This is a genomic window from Lentzea sp. HUAS TT2, from assembly GCF_051853195.1.
GTDB lineage: Bacteria > Actinomycetota > Actinomycetes > Mycobacteriales > Pseudonocardiaceae > Lentzea.
In genome coordinates this window covers 1,131,352-1,150,624 of record NZ_CP196667.1, presented here as the reverse complement: position 1 = coordinate 1,150,624, position 19,273 = coordinate 1,131,352, and the positions used below count along the sequence as shown (strand labels likewise).

The following is a 19,273-nucleotide window of genomic DNA, read 5'->3' as shown; positions in this document are numbered from 1 at the left end:
CACTCTCCGGAACAATGAGGGGCGATGAGTACTCCACGCACTGTCCTGATCCTGGGCTCGACCGGCTCTGTCGGCACCCAGGCGCTCGACGTCATCCGGCGCAACCGCGACCGCTTCAAGGTCGTCGGGCTCGGCGCGGGCGGACGTCAGCTCGACCTGCTCAGGGAGCAGGCGGCAGAGTTCGACGTGAAGACGGTCGCCGTGGCCAACGGCGCTGATGTGCCCGGCGTCAGGACGCTGACCAGCATGGTCGACCTGATCGACGCGGAACCCGCGGACGTCGTCCTCAACGGCATGGACGGGTCCAGGGGGCTGGAGCCGTCGCTCAAGGCCCTGGAGACCGGGGCCGTGCTCGCGCTCGCGAACAAGGAGTCGCTCATCGCGGGCGGGGCGCTCGTGCTGAAGGCGGCGAAGCCGGACCAGATCGTGCCGGTCGACTCCGAGCACTCGGCGCTCGCGCAGTGTCTTCGGGGTGGCACTCCGAACGAGGTGCACAAGCTGGTGCTCACGGCCTCCGGCGGGCCGTTTCGCGGGAAGACCCGCGGTGAGCTCGAGGCCATCACGGTGCAGCAGGCGATGGCGCATCCGACCTGGTCGATGGGCCAGGTCGTCACGATCAACTCGGCGAACCTGGTCAACAAGGGGCTGGAGCTGATCGAGGCGCACCTGCTGTTCGGGGTTCCCTACGACCGGGTCGACGTGGTGGTGCACCCTCAGTCCATCATCCACTCCATGGTCACCTTCACGGACGGCTCGACGCTCGCGCAGGCGTCGCCTCCGGACATGCGGCTGCCGATCTCGCTGGGGCTGGGGTGGCCCGAGCGCGTGGCGGGTGCCGCGTCCGCCTGTACCTTTGACACCGCCACCTCGTGGACGTTCGAACCCCTGGACAGCGTCACGTTCCCTGCGGTCGAGCTCGCGCGGCAGGCAGGCACCTCCGGCGGTTGCCTTCCTGCCATCTACAACGCCGCGAACGAGGAGGCACTCGCCTCCTTCGTCGCCGGCGACACGTCGTTCCTGTCGATCGTGGACACCATCGGCCAGGTTCTCGGCGAGGCGAACGACTGGCAGGAGGACCCCGCGGACGTCGCGGAGGTCCTGGCCGCCGAGGACTGGGCACGCGCACGTGCCCGCGAGCTGGTTGGAAGGAACTGAGCTTTCCGTGAACACATTCATCAACATCCTCGGGGTGCTGCTGTTCGCGACCGGCATCGCGGTGTCCATCGCGCTGCACGAGTTCGGGCACCTGCTGACCGCGAAGGCCTTCGGCATGAAGGTCACCCGCTACTTCATCGGCTTCGGCCCGAAGCTCTTCTCGTTCCGCAAGGGCGAGACCGAGTACGGCCTGAAGGCGATCCCGGCCGGCGGTTTCTGCGAGATCACCGGCATGACCGCGCTGGACGAGGTGCACCCGGACGACCGCAAGCGCGCCTTCTACAACCAGAAGGTGTGGAAGCGCGTCGTCGTGCTGTCCGCCGGGTCGATCACGCACTTCATCCTCGGCTTCGTCATCCTGCTGATCCTCGCGATGTCGCTCGGCCTGCCGAACAACAAGGACCTGCCGGTCCTCGCCGAGATCACGCCGTGCGTGCAGGACCACACGGTCGGCCTCACCGCCCCGTGCCAGCCCGGCGCCCCCGCTCCGGCCAAGGACGCGGGCCTGCAGCCCGGCGACGAGGTCACGTCCATCGCGGGCAAGCCGATCTCGACGTGGTCGGAGATGCTCAAGGTCACGCGCGACCTGACCGGCCCGACCGAGTTCAAGGTCCTGCGCGACGGCAAGGAGCTCGCCCTCACGGTGAACGTCCCGCAGGTGACCCGCGAGGTGACCAACGGCAAGGGCGGCACCGAGGTCAAGGAGGTCGGCGCCATCGGCGTCACCTGGCAGCAGAACTTCGAGTACAGCCCGCTCGCGGCGGTCCCGGCGTCCCTGGCGTTCACCGGCGACATGTTCGTGAACACCTGGAAGGGCCTCATGCGCTTCCCGGAGCGCATCCCGGCCGTGGTCAAGGCCATCGGCGGCGGCGAGCGCGACCTCGACACCCCGATCTCCGTCGTGGGCGCGTCACGCCTCGGTGGTGACGCCGCGGAGCGAGGCCTGTGGGCGTTCTTCATCCTCATGCTGGCCGGTCTGAACTTCTTCGTCGGTGTGTTCAACCTCCTGCCGCTGCTCCCGCTTGACGGTGGTCACATCGCCGTCAACCTCTACGAACGGGTGCGAGACTGGTTGAGGAAGCTGCGCGGGAAGCCCGCCGGCGCCCCGGTCAACTACATGCGCCTGTTGCCGCTCACCTACGTGGTCATCTTCATCGGCGGCGCCATCACGCTGCTGACCGTGACCGCCGACATCGTCAACCCGATCAGGTTGCAATAAGTGATTTACGGAAAGGTGCACAACCCATGAGTGACGGCGTGATGCTCGGAATGCCGGCACTGCCGCCGCCGGTGCTGTCGGAACGTCGCAAGACCAGGCAGCTGATGGTCGGCAACGTCGGTGTCGGCAGCGAGTTCCCCGTCTCAGTCCAGTCGATGACGACCACGTTGACGTCCGACGTCAACGCGACTCTGCAGCAGATCGCGGAGCTGACGGCGTCCGGCTGCGACATCGTGCGCGTCGCCTGCCCGTCGCAGGACGACGCTGACGCTCTGCCCGCGATCGCCAGGAAGTCCCAGATCCCGGTGATCGCCGACATCCACTTCCAGCCGAAGTACGTCTTCGCCGCCATCGAGGCTGGTTGTGCCGCAGTCCGGGTGAACCCCGGCAACATCCGCAAGTTCGACGACCAGGTGAAGGAGATCGCGGCCGCCGCCAAGGACCACGGCACCCCGATCCGGATCGGCGTCAACGCCGGTTCGCTCGACCCGCGCCTGCTCAAGAAGTACGGAAAGGCCACGCCGGAGGCGCTGGCCGAGTCGGCGATGTGGGAGGCGTCGCTCTTCGCCGAGCACGACTTCCACGACATCAAGATCTCCGTCAAGCACAACGACCCCGTCGTCATGGTGCGCGCGTACGAGCTGCTGGCCGAGCAGTGCGACTACCCGCTGCACCTGGGCGTCACGGAGGCCGGCCCCGCCTTCCAGGGCACCATCAAGTCGGCCGTCGCGTTCGGCGCGCTGCTGCGCCAGGGCATCGGCGACACCATCCGGGTGTCGCTGTCCGCCCCGCCGGTCGAGGAGATCAAGGTCGGTCACCAGATCCTGCAGTCGCTCAACCTGCGGCCGCGCAAGCTGGAGATCGTCTCCTGCCCGTCCTGCGGTCGCGCGCAGGTGGACGTGTACACGCTCGCAGAGCAGGTCACGGCCGGTCTGGAGGGCATGGAGGTGCCGCTGCGCGTCGCCGTCATGGGCTGCGTCGTGAACGGCCCCGGTGAGGCCCGCGAGGCCGACCTGGGTGTCGCGTCCGGCAACGGCAAGGGCCAGATCTTCGTCAAGGGCAAGGTCATCAAGACCGTGCCCGAGCACGCGATCGTGGAGACCCTCATCGAGGAGGCCATGCGCCTCGCCGAGGAGATGGAACCGGTCGAGGGCGGCACCCCCGCCGTCACCGTCGGCTGAAAACGCCACGCGGGGACCTTTCGTACTGCATGTCGGTACGAAAGGTCCCCGCGTGCGTTCAGCCGAGGTGCGGACTGTCACGGTCGGTAGGCACTGTTGGCTGATGCCACACGCGCCGTTCATCTGGCACGCTAGGTGACGTGCTGAGGCTGGCCGGAGCGCGCGTTCTCGACGAACGCGACCTGATCGATGTGCGCGGGGTCTTCGACAACGACCCCGTCGCCGCGTGCATGGTCGCGGCAAGGGTGGAGGTGGCAGGCCTCGACCCGTGGCGTCTGGGCGGCGAGATGTGGGGCTCGGACTCCCGGCCCCTGCGAGGCCGGGTCGACGGCCTGTGCTTCTCCGGCCCGAACCTGATCCCGCTCAAGGGCAGCGCGAACGCCATGCGGATGTTCGCCGACCGCGCCCGCCGCCGTGGCCGCATGTGCTCCAGCCTCGTCGGCCCCGCCGAGCAGGTGCTGACGCTGTGGGACGAGCTCCAGCCCGACTGGGGCCCCGCGCGCGAGGTGCGCGGTGACCAGCCGCTGATGGCCATCTCGAGCACCCCGAAGATCACCCCGGACCCGACCGTGCGGCAGGTCCGCCCCAGCGAGATCAACCGCTACCTCCCCGCGGCCATCTCGATGTTCATCGAAGAGGTGGGCATCGACCCGTGCGCGGAGGACGGCGGCGCGGGCTACCGGGCTCGGGTGTCCGAGCTCATCGCCGCGGGCAGGGCGTTCGCGCGGTTCGAGCACGGCGAGGTCGTCTTCAAGGCCGAGATCGGCGCCATGTCGTCCAGGGTCGGCCAGATCCAGGGCGTCTGGGTCCGCCCCGACCGCCGCGGCGAGGGCATCGGCACCGCGGGCACGGCGGCGGTGGCCGACCGCCTGACCAGGGTTCTCAACCGCACTGCCAGCCTCTACGTGAACGGCTACAACCACGTGGCGCAGGCCGCCTACCGCCGAATCGGTTTCGAACAGGTCGGGCAGTACGCGACTGTCCTCTTCTGAACGGGCATACTCGCGCGGGTGCGCCTTCTCGCGACGATCACGGTGGTGCTGGTGACGCTGAGCGGCTGCGGGCTGTTCGAGTCGGAACCAGGGGCACCGGAGATCACCAACGACTTCCTGGCGAAGCTCGCGTCCGGTGACGTGCAGGGTGCCGCCGGGATGACCGACAACCCGGCCGACGCCAAGGACACCCTGGACAAGTTCCGCGGCGCGCTCAAACCGGAGGGGCTGAGCAGCAAGGTCGACCAGATCCGCAAGAACGGCGAGCTGGCGTCCGAAGCGTCCGTCACGCTCGACTGGAACCTCGGCAAGAACCGCCACTGGACGTACTCGACGAAGTTCGACGTCCGCCAGGAAGGCGACACGTGGAAGGTGCACTGGGCGTCGTCGGTGGCACACCCGAAGCTCGCACCGCAGCAGTCGATCAGGCTCACCGAGCTCAAACCGGACCCGGCGCCGGTGCTCGACCGCGACGGCACGCCGTTGCTGGCCCCCGAACGCGTCGTCTCGGTCCTGCTCGTCGCCAAGGAGGCCGGTGACGTCGGCGCGGTCTCCAAGGCCCTCGCGGACGCGCTGAACCCGCTCGACAAGGCCATCACGCAGCAGACGATCACCGACGGCGTCACGAAGACGCCCGAGGGTCAGGCGTACCAGGTGGCGGCGCTGCGCGACGCGGACTACCAGACCGTGAAGCCGTTGATCTACGAACTGCCCGGCGTGCGGTTCAGCTCGCAGACCTCGCTGCTCGCGCCCAGCCGCAACTTCGGCAACCAGGTGCTGCCCGCGGTGCGCAAGCTCGTCGAGAACGACATCGCCGGCAACGCGGGCTTCCGGGTCAGCACGGTCGACGCGCAGGGCACCGAGGTCGAGGAGCTGCACTCGAAGGCCCCCGAACCCGCCACGGCCGTGAACATCTCGTTGTCGCGGGCGATCCAGGCCGCCGCGGAGGACGCCGTCGAGCCCGTCACGCAGCCCACGATCCTGGTGGCCATCCAGCCGTCCACCGGCGACATCCTGGCCGTCGCGCAGAACGACCAGGCCGACGCCCAGGGCGCACTTGCCCTGACCGGCCGCTTCCCGCCCGGCTCCACGATGAAGGCCGTGTCCGCGCTCGCCGCGATCGAGTCCGGCAAGGTCAATGCCGACACCCCGCTGCCGTGCCCCGGCAAGACCACGATCGACGGCCGGCGGATCGTGCCGAACTCCAGCGAGTTCGACAAGGGCACGATCCCGCTGCGCTCGGCGTTCGCGTTCTCCTGCAACACCACGTTCGCCCAGCTCGCCGTCGACATGCCGGCGGACCTGCTGCCGAGCGCCGCGCTCTCGCTGGGACTCGGCGTCGACTTCGACATCGCCGGGCTCACCACGATCACCGGTTCCGTGCCGCCCGCCACCGACGTGGTGGAACGGGCGGAGGACGCGTTCGGCCAGGGCAAGGTGCTGGCGTCGCCGTTCGGCATGGCACTGGTCTCGGCGTCCATCGCCAAGGGCTCGATGCCGGTGCCGCAACTGGTGCGGGGCAAGGAGACCAAAGCCGACAAACAGCCCACGGCACCGCCCGCCGCCGCGCTCGACCCGGTGCGTCAGATGATGCGCGAGGTCGTCGACTACGGCACTGCACCGCAACTCAAGCCGTACGGAGACGTGCGCGGCAAGACTGGTACCGCGCAGTTCGGTGACGGCGTGCACTCACACGGGTGGTTCATGGGCTACCGGGGCGATCTCGCGTTCGCGACCTTGGTGCTCAGCGGAGAAACTTCAACTCCAGCCGTGGACGTGGCGGCGAGGTTCCTCAAGGTGGTGCCGTGATGAGCAAGACCAAAGACCTGACGATGCGTGAACGCCTGCTCCGCGCGGGCGTCCTGCTGCCGGCGCCGCGGGTGCCGGAGCCGCGGGCGGAGGACCAGGTTCGGGGCGGCACGCGCAAGGACGGCTAATCTGGAACGCATGTCTGTTCGTGCCCCGCTGCAGCCCGGTGTGCAATCTCCGCGGCGCCAGGTGCCCTCGCGCATCGTGCGTCCCGAGTACGTCGACAAGCCCGCGCCGCAGCGCGGCACCGACCCGTGGGTGCAGACGCCGGAGATCATCGACGCCATGCGGATCGCCGGGCGCCTCGCCGCGCAGGCGTTGCAGGAGGCCGGCAAGGTCGTCGTGCCGGGCGTGACGACGGACGAGATCGACGCGGTGGCGCACGAGTTCCTGTGCGACAACGGCGCGTACCCGTCGACGCTGGGCTACCGCGGCTTCCCGAAGTCGTGCTGCACCTCGCTCAACGAGGTCATCTGCCACGGCATCCCGGACAGCACCGTCGTCGAGGACGGCGACATCGTGAACATCGACGTCACCGCGTTCATCGGCGGCGTGCACGGCGACACGAACGCCACCTTCCTCGCGGGCAACGTCTCCGAGGACGCCAAGCTCCTCGTCGAGCGCACGCACGAGGCGACGATGCGCGCCATCAAGGCCGTGAAGCCGGGCCGCGAGCTCAACGTCGTCGGCCGCGTCATCGAGGCGTACGCGAACCGGTTCAACTACGGCGTGGTGCGCGACTTCACGGGCCACGGCATCGGCCGCACGTTCCACAGCGGGCTCGTGGTCCTGCACTACGACGAGCCGTCGGTGAAGACGGTGCTGGAGCCCGGCATGACGTTCACGATCGAGCCGATGATCACGCTCGGGGACTTCGAGGGCGAGATGTGGGACGACGGCTGGACCGTCACCACGAAGGACAAGAGCTGGACCGCTCAGTTCGAGCACACGATCGTCGTGACCGAGACCGGGTCGGAGATCCTCACAGTTTGTTGATCACTGCCTTCAGCGCGGCCGCGACAGCCGACGGCGACGTCGCGGCCGCCAGGTGGTGCGACTCCAGGCGTTCGACGGGCCAGCCGAGTTCGGTGGCCTTGTTCGCCGCCTCCTCGTAGAACGACGACAGCAGCACGTACCCGCACGCCCCGGACCACTCGACGCTCGGGCGCGTCTCCTTCAGGAACTCCCACGGCACCTCGGGTGCCTCGTCGCGCATCTCCTCGCGCAGGCCGGCGGGCACGAGCTTCAGCGGGTCCGTGTCGAACCAGCGGTCCCAGCGCGGCAGCTTGCCGTCGCGCACGGACGCCTTGACCTTGCTCACGAGCGCGGGATCGACGGTCTCGCGCCACGACCTGCCCGGCGTCGGCAGGTCGGAGTCGAGGAACACCAGGCCCGCCACCTCCGTCTCGAGCGCGTCGGCGAAGCACGGCAGCAGCGGGCCCGCGCCGCTGTGACCTACGAGCACCAGCGGGCCGCCGACGCCGGAGTCCTCCAGGGCGTCGGCGAACGCGCCGATCAGCCGCTGGTGCACCGGTGCCTCGTTGATCGTCATCTGCAGGTCGACCAGCAGGACGGCCACCCCGTCGGAGGCCAGTTCGTCGGCGAGCGGGCGCATGCTCGACGGGCCGAGGAACGGGCTGTGCATGAGCACGACGGTGAGCATGGAGGTGATGATGGCAGCATTGGCGTCCATGCGGGGCGCGATGTTGATCTGTGGGACGACCTCGGACGCGGGCAAGAGCGTCCTGGTGGCCGGTCTCTGCCGCTTTCTGGCACGCCAGGGCGTCGACGTCGTGCCGTTCAAGGCGCAGAACATGTCGAACAACTCGTTCGTCACACTCGACGGCGGGGAGATCGGCCGCGCCCAGGCGGTGCAGGCGCGGGCGGCGTTCAAGGAGCCGAGCGTCAGGTTCAACCCGGTGCTGCTCAAGCCGGGCAGTGACCGCACCTCCCAGGTCGTCGTGCTCGGGCAGGCGGTCGGTGAGGTGTCGGCGCTGAGCTACCGCGAACGCAAGCAGCAGCTGCTCGGCACCGTTTTGTCCACTTTGGACGAGCTGCGGCGCGACCACGAGGTCGTGATCTGCGAGGGCGCGGGATCGCCTGCCGAGATCAACCTGCGCGCCAACGACATCGCGAACATGGGGCTGGCCGTCCGCGCGAACCTGCCGGTGCTCGTCGTCGGCGACATCGACCGCGGTGGCGTGTTCGCGCACCTCTTCGGCACGGTCGCGGTGCTGGACGCGGCGGACCAGGCGTTGATCGCCGGCTTCGTCGTCAACAAGTTCCGCGGCGACGCCAGGCTGCTCGAACCAGGCCTGCGCCAGATCAAGCAGCTCACCGGACGGCCGGTGCTCGGTGTGCTGCCGTGGCGCGAGGAACTGTGGCTCGACGCCGAGGACTCGTTGTCCTACAACGCGGACGGCGTGATCGGCAGGCCGCAGCCGCCGGTCAAGGACTGGCTGCGGGTCGCCGTGGTCCGGTTGCCGCGCATCTCGAACGCCACCGACGTGGAGGCGCTGGCCTGCGAGCCCGGTGTGTCCGTGCGGTTCGTGACCGAGCCGTCCAGGCTGGCCGACGCGGACCTGGTCGTGCTGCCCGGCTCCAAGGCCACGGTCTCCGACCTCGCGTGGCTCAGGGAAACCGGCCTGGCGCAAGCGATCCAGCGGTTCGACGGCCCGGTGCTCGGCATCTGCGGCGGCTTCCAGATGCTGTCGAAACGCATCGAGGACGACGTGGAGTCCAAGAACGGCACGGTCGACGGACTCGGCCTGCTCGACGTCGACATCCGCTTCCAGCCGCGCAAGACGCTCGCCACGCCGTCGGGCATCGCGTGGGACGAACCCGTCACCGGCTACGAGATCCACCACGGCCAGGTCGTCCGCAGCACCGAACGGCCGTGGGTCGGCGAGGAGGGCGCGCAGACCGACCGCGTGCTCGGCACCCACTGGCACGGCCTGCTGGAGAACGACGCGTTCCGGCGGAGGTTCCTGCTCTGGGCCGCCGACCGCGCCGGCCGTGACTTCGCACCGGGCGAGGTGAGCTTCCAGGCCGCCCGCGAGGCCCAGCTGGACCTGCTGGGCGACCTGGTCGCCGATCACCTCGACACGAAGGCGGTCATCGACCTGCTGGAACGAGGGGCTCCGGCAGGACTTCCGTTCGTGCCGCCCGGCGCCCCAGCAGCAGCGGAATAGCGAGCCCCGCCAGCACCAGGCCACCGGCCGCGGCCTGCAGCCAGCTGAGGTCCTCGCCGAGGAACGCCCACGCGGAGAGCATCCCGAACACCGGCACCAGCAAGGAGAACGGCGCCACGACCGACGACTCGTACTGGCGCAGCAGGAATCCCCAGATGCCGAACCCGAGCAGCGTCGAGACCCACGCGACGTACCCGACCGCGCCCGCCCCGGACCAGTCCAGGCGGCCGAGCGCGCTCATGTCCTCGGTCAGCGCCGACAGCGCGAACAACGGCAGCACCGCCACCGCGCTCACCCACACCATGAACCGCAACGTGTCCGCAGGCCGCGCGTACCGCATCAGCACGTTCGACACGCCCCAGCAGGCCGCCGCCGCGATGATCAGCGCGAACCCGAGCAGCGGCGACGACAGGCCGTAGTCCCACGCGATCACGCCGATGCCCGCGACGGCCAGCGCGATCCCGGTGATCTGCACGGGCTTCGGCCGTTCGCGCAGCACGATCGCCGCGAACACCGTCGTGAAGATCACCTGGCTCTGCAGCACCAGGCTCGACAGCCCGGACGGCATGCCGGCCTTGAGCCCGATGAACAGGAAGCTGAACTTCGCGACGCCCAGCACCAGCCCTACCGCGACGACCCAGCGCCACGGCACCGACGGGCGGCCGACGATGAAGATCGCGGGCACCGCCGCCGCGAGGAACCTCAACGCGGAGAACAGGATCGGCGGGAACTCGTCCAGGCCCACCTTGAGCACGACGAAGTTGAAGCCCCAGATGGCGGCAACCAGCACAGCGAGCAGGACGTGACGGGGACTCATGCCGTCAAGCTTGCGCTCGACAACTATTTAGCACTAGTTCCGATTGCTTAGGCTTTGGGTTTAGCATCGCTACATGCTCGATCTGGGAAGGCTGAAGGCCCTGAACGCCGTCGCCGTGCACGGCTCGGTCGGCGCCGCGGCCGAGGTGCTCGGCTACACGCCGTCCGCGGTGTCGCAGCAGATCGCCAAGCTCGAACGCGAGACCCGCACCACGCTGCTGGAACGCAGTGGCCGCGGCGTCCGCCTCACCGACGCGGCCCGCCTGCTCGCCGGCACCGCGAGCCAGGTCCTCAAGCTCGTCGAGGAGGCCGAGGTCGCGCTGGAGGAACAGCGGGGCGCCGCGATCGGCCGGCTCTGCATCGGCGCGTTCGCCACGGCCGCGCGCGGACTGCTCCCCGGCGTCCTGGCGGGCCTGATCGACCAGCACCCCGCCCTCGACGTGCGGCTCACGGAGATCGACCCGCCCAACGCCACCGAGGCCGTCGCCCGCGGCGAGCTCGACATGGCGATCGTGCACGACTGGGCGAACACGCCACTGCCGGTGCCGGAGTCGTTGTCACGCGTCCACATCGCCGACGACGTCGCCGAGGTGCTGATCCCGGCGACGAACCCGTTGTCGCGCAAGGAGTTCCTCGAACCCGCCGACCTCGCGGAGCAGCGGTGGATCTGCCAGACCGAAGGGTCGATCTGCTACGACTGGCTCGTGCGGACGTTCCACGGCGCGGGCATCGAACCGGTGGTGGCGTACCAGATCAGCGAGTACCGGACGCAGATCGCGTTGCTGGACAAGGGGATCGGGGTCGCGTTGATCCCTCGGCTGGGCAGGGGAGAGGTGCCGGACAGCGTCAAAGCCGTGCCGTTGCGGCCCACGCCCACCCGGCGGCTCTACGCGGTGTGGCGGACCCAGGCCTCGCGCAGGCCCGCCATCACCGCGGCGCTCGACGTGATCCGGCAGGTCTCCTAAGGCGCGAGGATCACGTGCGGTTTCTTGGGGGACATCACCTTCAGCACCGCCTTGGCCTCGCGGACCACGCCGGCCATGTCCTTCTTGGTGGTCTTGAAGTACGGCTCGATCGTCAGCGTCGCCGCGTCCTTGTTCTCCACCACGTTCCAGGTGCCGCGCAGGAACCCGTCCACGAGGAACGTGGGCGGGAACACGCCGTTGCGCACCGCACCCCACCGCGACCGCGCGTCCTCGCTCATGATCCGCTTGCGGTCGGCGTGGCCCAGCAGCACGTTGTCGAACGCGGGCAGCAGCCGTGCGGGCGCCGGCACGTCCTCGGACACGATCACGCCGTCCGGCACGTCCAGCAGCACCTTGCCGTCCTCGTTCCGGTACTCCACCAGGTCGAGGTCAGCCGCGTGCGCCTTCAGCCCGATCAACCGCGACCAGGCCTGCATGTCCGCCAAGGTCGCCGGTCCGAACGCCCCCAGGTACCGCTTGATCAGCTCCGGCACGGCGGCCTCGGACGGCAGCTCGCGCCCGAGCCACGACGCCATCGCGACGTTCTGCGGAACACCGCCCACGCCCCAGATCCCGCGCGGCGGCACCTGGATCATCGGCACCAGCATCTGCGCCTGCGTGGACATCTCGCGCGCCTTGGCCTCGGGGAAGTGCTCCTCCAGGTGCGCGCCGATCTCCGCGACCGTGCGCGGTTCGGCGTCGATGTACTCGCGGGTGACGCGGGCGAGCTTCTCCAGGTCGATCTCGACGCGGGTGGCGGGCGGCATCACGATCTTCGCCCACTTGTTGAGCTCCGGCTGCAACGCGGTGCGCATCAGGTACACGTCGTCGGCCGAGATCAGGTGCAAAGTGCCGCGCCACAACGTCATCCGCACCAGCGAGCGGTCGATGATCAGTTTGCTCAGCGCGTCGACCTTGTACGGCTTGAGCCGCGTCCACAGCGCGAGGTACGGCGGGATCGGTGCCTGGGCCTGCAGGCCGCCGAGGTGCTCGACGGCCTGGACGATCGGCATGGACGTCCGCTCCAGCAACAGTTGCCGCGCGAGCAACGTGCGGTTGAGGGTGCGGTTCGACAGTGTTGTGCTCACAGCGCACTCCGCTGGAGATCTCGGCGCTCAAGCCGGGGAGGCGTCATACTCATCATTTCAGTCCCGGTACCTTGCTGTTGTGCGAACGGCGTACAGATGTCGGGCTTATCCGACTCCAGAACAAGCGGCAGCGCTGAACCGCACGTTCGGATGTGTACGCCTGGTGTGGAACAAGACCTTGAGCGAGCGAAGCCGTCGCTACCGCTTTGAGGGCGTTCGCACGTCGTATCGTGAGACCGATGCGGCGTTGACTGTGTGGAAGCGTACCGAGGAACTCGCCTTCTTGTCGGAGGTGTCCTCTGTGCCACTGCAGCAGACGTTGCGGCACCAGCATTCCGCGTTCCAGCACTTCTTCTCCGGGCGGTCTCGCTACCCCAGGTTCAAGTCCCGCATCGGACACCAGAGCGCGCACTACACGCGCTCGGCGTTTCGGATGTGCAATGGCGTAGTGACGCTGGCGAAGACAGATGCGCCGCTGCGGTTCACCTGGTCGTTCGAAAAAGCAGAAGTGACCACGCTCAATCCGACGATGGTGATCGTATCGCGAGAGCCGGACGGTCGCTGGTACGTGACCTTTGCCGTTGACGTCGATGCGCCCGCCCCGGCTGAGCCGGTCGGGCACGCACTTGGTGTCGACCTTGGTCTCACCGAATTCCTGGTAACGAGCGACAACGAGCGCATAGCCAGTCCCCGGCACCTGGTGCGCAAGGCCCGCAATCTGGCGCGCTACCAACGTCGACTGGCTCGTTGCAGTTCTGGTAGCAATAATCGCCGTAAGGCGAAGGCCAGGGTCGCGCGCGCACATCGGAAGATCCGTCACGCGCGGCAGGACTTTCTGCACCGCACCAGTACCGCGCTGGTGCGGTCCGCTGATGTGATCGTGATCGAGGACCTCAACGTCGCGGGCATGGTCCGCAACCGTCGTCTCTCCCGCGTGATCTCTGATGCGAGCTGGGGCGAGTTCCGGCGGCAACTCGAGTACAAATGCGAACGCTCCGGTCGCACGCTGGTCGTGATCGACCGCTGGTATCCCTCCAGCAAGACCTGTTCGACCTGTGGTCATCTGCTCACCGAACTCAAACTCTCTGTCAGGAACTGGACGTGCCCTGGCTGTCGCACCCGGCACGACCGGGACCTCAACGCGGCGAAGAACATCCTTGCGGCTGGTCGAGCCGTAGCCCGAGGCGACTCGGGCGATGCCTGCGGAGCTGATGTCAGACGGCAAGGGCCCTCCCTTCCGCTATCGGCTGTGAAACAGGAACCCCATGCCGTGAGGCACTGCGTGTGAGCGCTACTCGCCGCGAGGCGGGTGGGAATTCCTGTCCACCAGGGCAGGATGAAGTCAAAGTGAATCGAAGAACTTCCTGATGTCTTGGACCAGCAGGTCCGGCTCCTCCATCGCGGCGAAGTGGCCGCCGCGGTCGAACTCCGTCCAGTGCACGATCGACGGGATCGTCTTCTCCGCCAGCGACCGCACCGGCAGGCTCAGGTCGTGCGGGAAGATCGCGACGCCGGTCGGCACCGTGGACGGCTGCTGCTGCCCCCAGGACGCCGACTGCTCCTTGTACAGCGCCGCCGACGAGCCCGCCGTGCCGGTGAACCAGTAGATCGACACGTTGGTCAGCATCTGGTCGCGGTCCACCGCGTCCTCGGGTGCGCCGTCGTTGTCCGTCCAGTCGTGGAACTTCTCCGCGATCCACGCCAGCTGCCCGACGGCCGAGTCCGTCAGCGCGTAGGAGAGCGTGCGCGGCCGGCTGCGTTGCAGGTGCATGTAGCCGGAGAGTTCCTTCTGGTAGTGGTCGAGCGACTCCAGCGCGCGCAGTTCCTCGTCCGACAGGTCGTTGACGCCCTGCGGCCGGAAGGTCTGCAGCATGTTCACGTGCACGCCGATGACCTGCTCGGGGAACACCCTGCCGATCTCCTGCGCGATGCCGGAACCCCAGTCGCCGCCCTGCGTGCCGTAGCGGTCGTAACCGAGGCCCTCCATCAGCTTCGCGAACGCCCACGACACGCGCAGGACGTTCCAGCCGGGCTTCTTCGTCGGTCCCGAGAAGCCGAAGCCGGGGATCGACGGGATCACGAGGTGGAAGTCCTCCGACAGCGGCTCGATCACGTTCAGGAACTCGACGAACGAGCCGGGCCAGCCGTGGACCAGCAGCAGCGGCGTCGCGTCCGGGTTCTGCGAGCGGACGTGCAGGAAGTGGATGCGCTGCCCGCTGATCTCGGTCGTGAACTGCGGGTAGGAGTTGAGCCGCTCCTCCTGCGCGCGCCAGTCGAACCCGTCGCGCCAGTACTCGGCCAGCGGGCGCAGGTAGCTCAGCGGGATGCCGTACGACCAGCCGACGCCGGGCAGGTCGTCCTCCGGCCAGCGGGTGTTCGTCAGTCGTGCCCGGAGGTCGTCGACGTCGGTCTGCGGGATCTCGATGCGGAACGGCGTGATCTCCATGGCCCCCACGCTATGAGCTCATGCGGACAGCCATTGTCCGCTTGTTCAGCAGAACTTCTCGATCAGCTCCTCGAAGAAACCGCCCGCCTCGATCGCCGCCTTCTCCTGGTCACCGTCCCGGACCGCGTGCAGCAGCCCGGTGTGCGACACCTGGTCGGTACCAGGCTGACTGGTGTCGACAGACGCCGCCACCGAAGCTTTGACGGCCTCGGTCAAGCCCTGGTAGAGCTCGGCTAGAAGCGCGTTGTGCGAGCACTGGACGAGCAGCACGTGGAACGCGGTGTCGTGCTCGATCACCTCGGCCCACTGCTCGCCCTCCATGGCCGCGTCGCGCTTGTGCAGCAACTCGGTGAGGCGCGCCAGTTCGTCGTCCGTGCGGTGCTTCGCGGCCAGGCGCGCCCCCTCCATCTCGAGGGTGCGGCGGACCTGAAGCACCTCCTTCAGCTCTGTTCCGCACATGCGGCGGACCGCGCCGGAGAGCTCGCTGGTCGCGCGGACGAACGTGCCGTCGCCCTGCCGCACCTCCAGCAGTCCGGCGTGGGAAAGCGCGCGCACGGCCTCTCTGACCGTGTTCCGACCGACTCCGAGCGCGGTGACCAGCTCGGGCTCGGGCGGGATGCGCTGCCCGACGGGCCATTCGCCAGTCGTGATCGCGCTGCGCATCTGCTCGATCACCTGGTCGACGAGGCCCGCCCGTCGGGTAGTGGCCAACGGCACAGCGTCATCCTTTCATCCGAACATCCTACGTCTGCGATAGTGGTGCGCGTGACGATGAAGCAGACGACTCTTGCCGCACAGACTGCCACCGATCCAGGTCGCAGGGTGACGGTCGTCATGAATCGTCACGTTCCGCTGGTCGGGTCCGCGTTGCTCGCGATCGGGGTCGCCCTCGCTGCCGCGAATCTCCGTCCTGCGGTGACCAGTCTGGCCTCGGTCCTCGGCGATGTCCGCGCCGCCCTTGGGGTTTCGGCCGCTTGGACCAGTGCGCTGACGGCCGTTCCGGCGCTTTGTTTCGGCTTCGCGGCGTTCGCGGCCCCCTGGCTGGGTCGCCGCCTCGGCATGGCTCGTGCGATCGGACTGTCATTGGGGGTGCTCACGCTCGGCCTCGTGCTGCGCGTGATCGACGGTCCGTGGGTCGTGCTGGGCGGCACCTTCATCGCATGCGCGGGCATCGCGGTGTCCAACGTGCTGATCCCCGTGGTGGTGAAGGCGTCCTTCCCCACGAAGGTCGGTCTGCTCACCGGTGTCTACACGGGAACGCTCTCGGCCGGCGCCGCGCTGGCCGCTGCTCTGACGCCTCGGCTGGAGGAGTGGCTCGGTTCGTGGCGGCTCGCCGTCGGCGCCTGGGCGTTGCTGTCCCTGGGCGCGGTCGTCGTCTGGCTCGCCGGTGCCCGCCACGGTTCGGTGGCCTCGGTGGTGCGGTCGGCGGCGCCCGTGGAGAAGCGCTCGTTGCTGCGCAGCCCGCTGGCGTGGGTGATCACGGTGTTCTTCGGGCTGCAGTCGCTGTTCGCCTACACCGTCATGGGCTGGCTGCCCGCGATGCTCGTCGACTCCGGCGTCGACAGGAACACCGCCGGCATGCTGCTCGCGGTCTCGATGCTGCTGAGCGTTCCGGTGAGCCTCTTCGTACCGCCGATCGCCGCCCGGTTCTCCAGCCAGGGCCCGATGGTGCTGGCGCTCGGTGTGCTGTCGTTCGCCGGGATCGCGGGCATGCTGGTGGCACCCGCCGCCGCGCCAGGGCTCTGGGTGGTGCTGATCGGGTTCGGCATGGGCATGTTCCCGCTGGCGCTGCTGATCATGTCGTTGCGCACGAAGTCCACTTCGGACACCGCTCGGCTGTCCGCGATGGCGCAGAGCCTCGGATACCTGATCGCGGCTTCCGGGCCGTTCGCGTTCGGCGTGCTGCGCGAGGCCACCGGAACGTGGACGGTGTCGTTGACGATGCAGCTGGTGCTGCTGGCCGCGCTGACCGTCCTGGGCATGATCGCCGGGCGGCCCCGGTACGTGTAGGCCAGTCGGTCAGGAATCGAGAAGCGGTGCGTTCTCGCTGGTCCTAGCGTTGTCGGCATGGACATCAGCATTCACGCCACGTTCCTGCCGCACACCGATCCCGACGCCTCGCTGGCGTTCTACCGCGACCTGCTCGGCTGGGAGGTCCGCGCCGACGTCGGCAGGGGCACGATGAGGTGGATCACCGTCGCGCCCGCCGGTTCCGGGTCCGCCGTCGTGCTGGAACCGCCGGCCATGGCCGAGGGGCTGACGGACGTTCAGCGCACCGCGATCGCCGAGATGATCGAGAACGGCTCGTACGCGTTCATCAACCTGGCCACGCCCGATCTCGAAGGCGCGTTCGACAAGCTTCAGGCCGGTGGCGCGGAAGTCGTGCAGGAGCCGGCCGATCAGCCGTGGGGCGCGCGGGACTGCGTGTTCCGCGACCCGGCCGGCAACACCGTGCGGATCCAGCAGGCCTAGTTCGAGACGAAACCGCGGTGCAGCACCGTGAGCCGGTCGGCGAGGTAACGGGCCCACGCCTGCGCCCGGTCCCAGTCCGGTGCCGCGCCGCCGAAGCTGATCGGCCCGCCGGCGCTGAGCTTGCGGGCCATGCGCAGCACGTCGTTGGGCACCGGCGGAATGCCGCGGTGGTAGAGCCACAGGGGCGTGCGCTTGAGGGAAGCCTTGTGCCGCCGCACGAACCGGTGCGCGTCGCGGGCGGCGGCGTCACCCAGGATCACGGCACCGAACCCGAGCAGCGTCTCGGCCGCGGTGACCGGGAGCACGGTGACTCTCAGCCCGCAGCCCGCGAGTTCGGTGCCGATGATCTGGGCGATCTCGTCCGTGGCGGCGACTTTCGACGTGTAGGCGACGAGGACTCTGTCTGTCATCGCTGCATCGTGGTCGGTGCGCGCGACTTTGGGCAGCGGCGGAAGTCCCTGTCGTTTAAGGCCTTCAGTAGGGCCTTGTGCGATGTATCAGTCCAGAGGCAGGTTCAGCAGCGCGTTCTCGACGAGCTCCGGCATCGCCGGGTGGATCCAGTACTGGCCCTGTGCCATGGACTTCGCGTCCAGGCCGAAGCTCATCGCCTGGATCAGCGGCTGGATCACCGTCGACGCCTGCGGGCCGATGATGTGCGCGCCGAGCAGCTGTCCCGTCGCCGGATCCGCGATCAGCTTCGCGAAGCCCGTCGTGTCCTCCATCGCCCAGCCGTACGCGATGGACGCGTAGGCCTGGCTCGCGCTGACGTAGCGGATTCCAGCTTCCTTGGCCTGTTCCTCGGTGATGCCGACGCTCGCGATCTGAGGGCTGGAGAAGACGGCGGCCGGGACGAAGCGGTGATCCGACTTGATCTGCTCGTCCGGGTGCTGCAGGTTGTGCCGGACCACCTTGGCCTCGTGGTTCGCCACGTGCTTGAGCTGGTAGTCGGAACTGATGTCGCCCAGGGCGTAGATGTGGGGCTGGGACGTCTTCTGGTACTCGTCCACCTTGAGGCGGCCGTCCGGGTGGGTGTCCAGGCCCGCGTTCTGGGTCTGCAGCAGGTCGCTGTTCGGCTGCCTGCCCGTGGCGATGAGGAGCTGTTGCGCCTCAACGGTTTCCTCGCCGTTGGGGCCCTCCAGGTGGAGCTTGACGCCGGTCGCCGTCTTCTCCGCGCGGGTGGTCTTGCGGTTGAGCAGGACGTTCCACTTCTGCTTCGCGATCTCGGTGAAGCGGGTGGCGATCTCCAGGTCCTCGTGGCGCAGGAGGAGGTTCGAGCGGGCGATCACCGTGACGTCGACGCCGAAACTGCTGAAGACGTGGGCGAACTCGGAGGCGATGAAGCCGCTGCCCACGATGACCAGGCTCTCGGGGAGCTCGTCCAGGCGCATGATCGTGTCGCTGGTGTGGAAGCCCGTGGTGTCCAGGTCCGCGATGTCCGGGACGGTGGGGCGGCTGCCCGCCGCCACCACGATGCGGTCCGCGGTGATGGTCTCGCCGGTGCCCGTGTCGATCGTGTGCGCGTCGATGAAGTGGGCGGTGCCCTCGTAGACCGTCACGTTCGCGTTCTCGTTGGCGCGCCAGTTGCGGCCGCCTTCGGCGATCGGGTCGATCCGGTTGAAGATCCGGTCGCGGATCTCCGGCCAGTGGACCGCGTCGAGGTGTGCGTCCACGCCCAGCTTCTTGGCGTTCGCCGGCGCTGCGGCCTGGTCCGCTGTGTGGACGAACATCTTGGTGGGGATGCAGCCCACGTTCAGGCAGGTACCGCCGAAGGTCCCCTTTTCCAGGATGGCGATCTGCCAGCCTGCCATGGCTTCGGTGGGGATGCTGTTGCCGGAGCCGGTGCCGATGATGACCAGGTCGAAGTGCCTCACGTGTTGATCCAACCATTGCGCGGGGGTCTGTGTTCCCTGGTCGGGGGTTACGTGGGGCTTACGGGGTC

At 68.5% G+C, this 19,273-nt stretch carries 19 protein-coding genes; 12 read left to right on the top strand and 7 right to left on the bottom strand.

Features of this window, described 5'->3' with window-relative positions:
• Window positions 1-24 precede the first annotated feature (24 nt).
• The 7 genes from dxr to map all read left to right on the top strand — a co-directional run bounded on the left by dxr (window position 25) and on the right by map (window position 7,352).
• A complete protein-coding gene (gene dxr, locus ACSHWB_RS05760) occupies window positions 25-1,155 on the top strand; it encodes a 1-deoxy-D-xylulose-5-phosphate reductoisomerase (RefSeq protein WP_439661048.1) in 1,131 nt (376 codons plus the stop codon).
• 7 nt (window positions 1,156-1,162) lie between these two features.
• A complete protein-coding gene (locus ACSHWB_RS05755) occupies window positions 1,163-2,374 on the top strand; it encodes a M50 family metallopeptidase (protein ID WP_439661047.1) in 1,212 nt (403 codons plus the stop codon).
• 50 nt (window positions 2,375-2,424) lie between these two features.
• Window positions 2,425-3,555, top strand: coding sequence for a flavodoxin-dependent (E)-4-hydroxy-3-methylbut-2-enyl-diphosphate synthase (gene ispG, locus ACSHWB_RS05750; protein ID WP_036016096.1), 1,131 nt, complete (start codon window positions 2,425-2,427; stop codon window positions 3,553-3,555).
• Window positions 3,556-3,695: 140 nt separating this feature from the next.
• Window positions 3,696-4,547, top strand: a complete 852-nt coding sequence (locus ACSHWB_RS05745; RefSeq protein WP_439661046.1) for a GNAT family N-acetyltransferase — start codon at window positions 3,696-3,698, stop codon at window positions 4,545-4,547.
• An 18-nt stretch (window positions 4,548-4,565) separates the two neighbouring features.
• Complete coding sequence (locus ACSHWB_RS05740; RefSeq protein ID WP_439661045.1) at window positions 4,566-6,356, top strand: penicillin-binding transpeptidase domain-containing protein; 1,791 nt, start codon at window positions 4,566-4,568, stop codon at window positions 6,354-6,356.
• Window positions 6,356-6,484, top strand: a complete 129-nt coding sequence (locus tag ACSHWB_RS05735; RefSeq protein ID WP_439661044.1) for a hypothetical protein — start codon at window positions 6,356-6,358, stop codon at window positions 6,482-6,484. The genes ACSHWB_RS05740 and ACSHWB_RS05735 overlap by 1 nt, the downstream gene beginning before the upstream one ends.
• A gap of 10 nt (window positions 6,485-6,494) precedes the next feature.
• On the top strand, window positions 6,495-7,352 hold the full coding sequence (map, locus tag ACSHWB_RS05730) for a type I methionyl aminopeptidase (protein WP_439661043.1): 858 nt from the start codon (window positions 6,495-6,497) through the stop codon (window positions 7,350-7,352).
• Here the strand turns inward: map and ACSHWB_RS05725 are convergent.
• Window positions 7,339-8,019 (bottom strand): hypothetical protein, encoded by a 681-nt coding sequence (locus ACSHWB_RS05725; protein ID WP_439661042.1) that lies wholly within the window; start codon window positions 8,017-8,019, stop codon window positions 7,339-7,341. The two genes, map and ACSHWB_RS05725, sit on opposite strands and share 14 nt — an antisense overlap.
• Window positions 8,020-8,047: 28 nt before the next feature.
• Between ACSHWB_RS05725 and ACSHWB_RS05720 the strand changes: the two genes are divergently transcribed.
• Window positions 8,048-9,547, top strand: a complete 1,500-nt coding sequence (locus ACSHWB_RS05720) for a cobyric acid synthase (protein ID WP_439664527.1) — start codon at window positions 8,048-8,050, stop codon at window positions 9,545-9,547.
• Here the strand turns inward: ACSHWB_RS05720 and ACSHWB_RS05715 are convergent.
• Window positions 9,471-10,364: an EamA family transporter gene (locus ACSHWB_RS05715; RefSeq protein WP_439661041.1), complete on the bottom strand. Its 894-nt coding sequence runs from the start codon at window positions 10,362-10,364 to the stop codon at window positions 9,471-9,473. The genes ACSHWB_RS05720 and ACSHWB_RS05715 overlap by 77 nt on opposite strands.
• Before the next feature lie 73 nt (window positions 10,365-10,437).
• Between ACSHWB_RS05715 and ACSHWB_RS05710 the strand changes: the two genes are divergently transcribed.
• Window positions 10,438-11,328 carry a LysR family transcriptional regulator gene (locus ACSHWB_RS05710; protein WP_439661040.1) on the top strand — a complete coding sequence of 297 codons (891 nt, stop codon included), beginning with the start codon at window positions 10,438-10,440 and terminating at the stop codon, window positions 11,326-11,328.
• On the opposite strand, the gene ACSHWB_RS05705 is transcribed toward ACSHWB_RS05710, so the two are convergent.
• Window positions 11,325-12,416, bottom strand: coding sequence for a winged helix DNA-binding domain-containing protein (locus ACSHWB_RS05705; protein ID WP_439661039.1), 1,092 nt, complete (start codon window positions 12,414-12,416; stop codon window positions 11,325-11,327). The genes ACSHWB_RS05710 and ACSHWB_RS05705 overlap by 4 nt on opposite strands.
• Before the next feature lie 79 nt (window positions 12,417-12,495).
• Between ACSHWB_RS05705 and ACSHWB_RS05700 the strand changes: the two genes are divergently transcribed.
• A complete protein-coding gene (locus ACSHWB_RS05700) occupies window positions 12,496-13,704 on the top strand; it encodes an RNA-guided endonuclease InsQ/TnpB family protein (RefSeq protein WP_439661038.1) in 1,209 nt (402 codons plus the stop codon).
• A 54-nt stretch (window positions 13,705-13,758) separates the two neighbouring features.
• Here the strand turns inward: ACSHWB_RS05700 and ACSHWB_RS05695 are convergent, their stop codons facing one another.
• Complete coding sequence (locus ACSHWB_RS05695) at window positions 13,759-14,862, bottom strand: epoxide hydrolase family protein (RefSeq protein ID WP_439661037.1); 1,104 nt, start codon at window positions 14,860-14,862, stop codon at window positions 13,759-13,761.
• Between the two features lie 45 nt (window positions 14,863-14,907).
• Complete coding sequence (locus ACSHWB_RS05690; RefSeq protein ID WP_439661036.1) at window positions 14,908-15,579, bottom strand: FadR/GntR family transcriptional regulator; 672 nt, start codon at window positions 15,577-15,579, stop codon at window positions 14,908-14,910.
• A gap of 117 nt (window positions 15,580-15,696) precedes the next feature.
• On the opposite strand from ACSHWB_RS05690, the gene ACSHWB_RS05685 reads away from it, so the two are divergent.
• Window positions 15,697-16,872 carry an MFS transporter gene (locus ACSHWB_RS05685; RefSeq protein ID WP_439661035.1) on the top strand — a complete coding sequence of 392 codons (1,176 nt, stop codon included), beginning with the start codon at window positions 15,697-15,699 and terminating at the stop codon, window positions 16,870-16,872.
• A gap of 57 nt (window positions 16,873-16,929) precedes the next feature.
• Complete coding sequence (locus tag ACSHWB_RS05680) at window positions 16,930-17,334, top strand: VOC family protein (protein ID WP_439661034.1); 405 nt, start codon at window positions 16,930-16,932, stop codon at window positions 17,332-17,334.
• On the opposite strand, the gene ACSHWB_RS05675 is transcribed toward ACSHWB_RS05680, so the two are convergent.
• Complete coding sequence (locus ACSHWB_RS05675) at window positions 17,331-17,744, bottom strand: hypothetical protein (protein WP_439661033.1); 414 nt, start codon at window positions 17,742-17,744, stop codon at window positions 17,331-17,333. The two genes, ACSHWB_RS05680 and ACSHWB_RS05675, sit on opposite strands and share 4 nt — an antisense overlap.
• A gap of 87 nt (window positions 17,745-17,831) precedes the next feature.
• Window positions 17,832-19,205 (bottom strand): mycothione reductase, encoded by a 1,374-nt coding sequence (locus tag ACSHWB_RS05670; protein WP_439661032.1) that lies wholly within the window; start codon window positions 19,203-19,205, stop codon window positions 17,832-17,834.
• Between the last annotated feature and the right edge of the window lie 68 nt (window positions 19,206-19,273).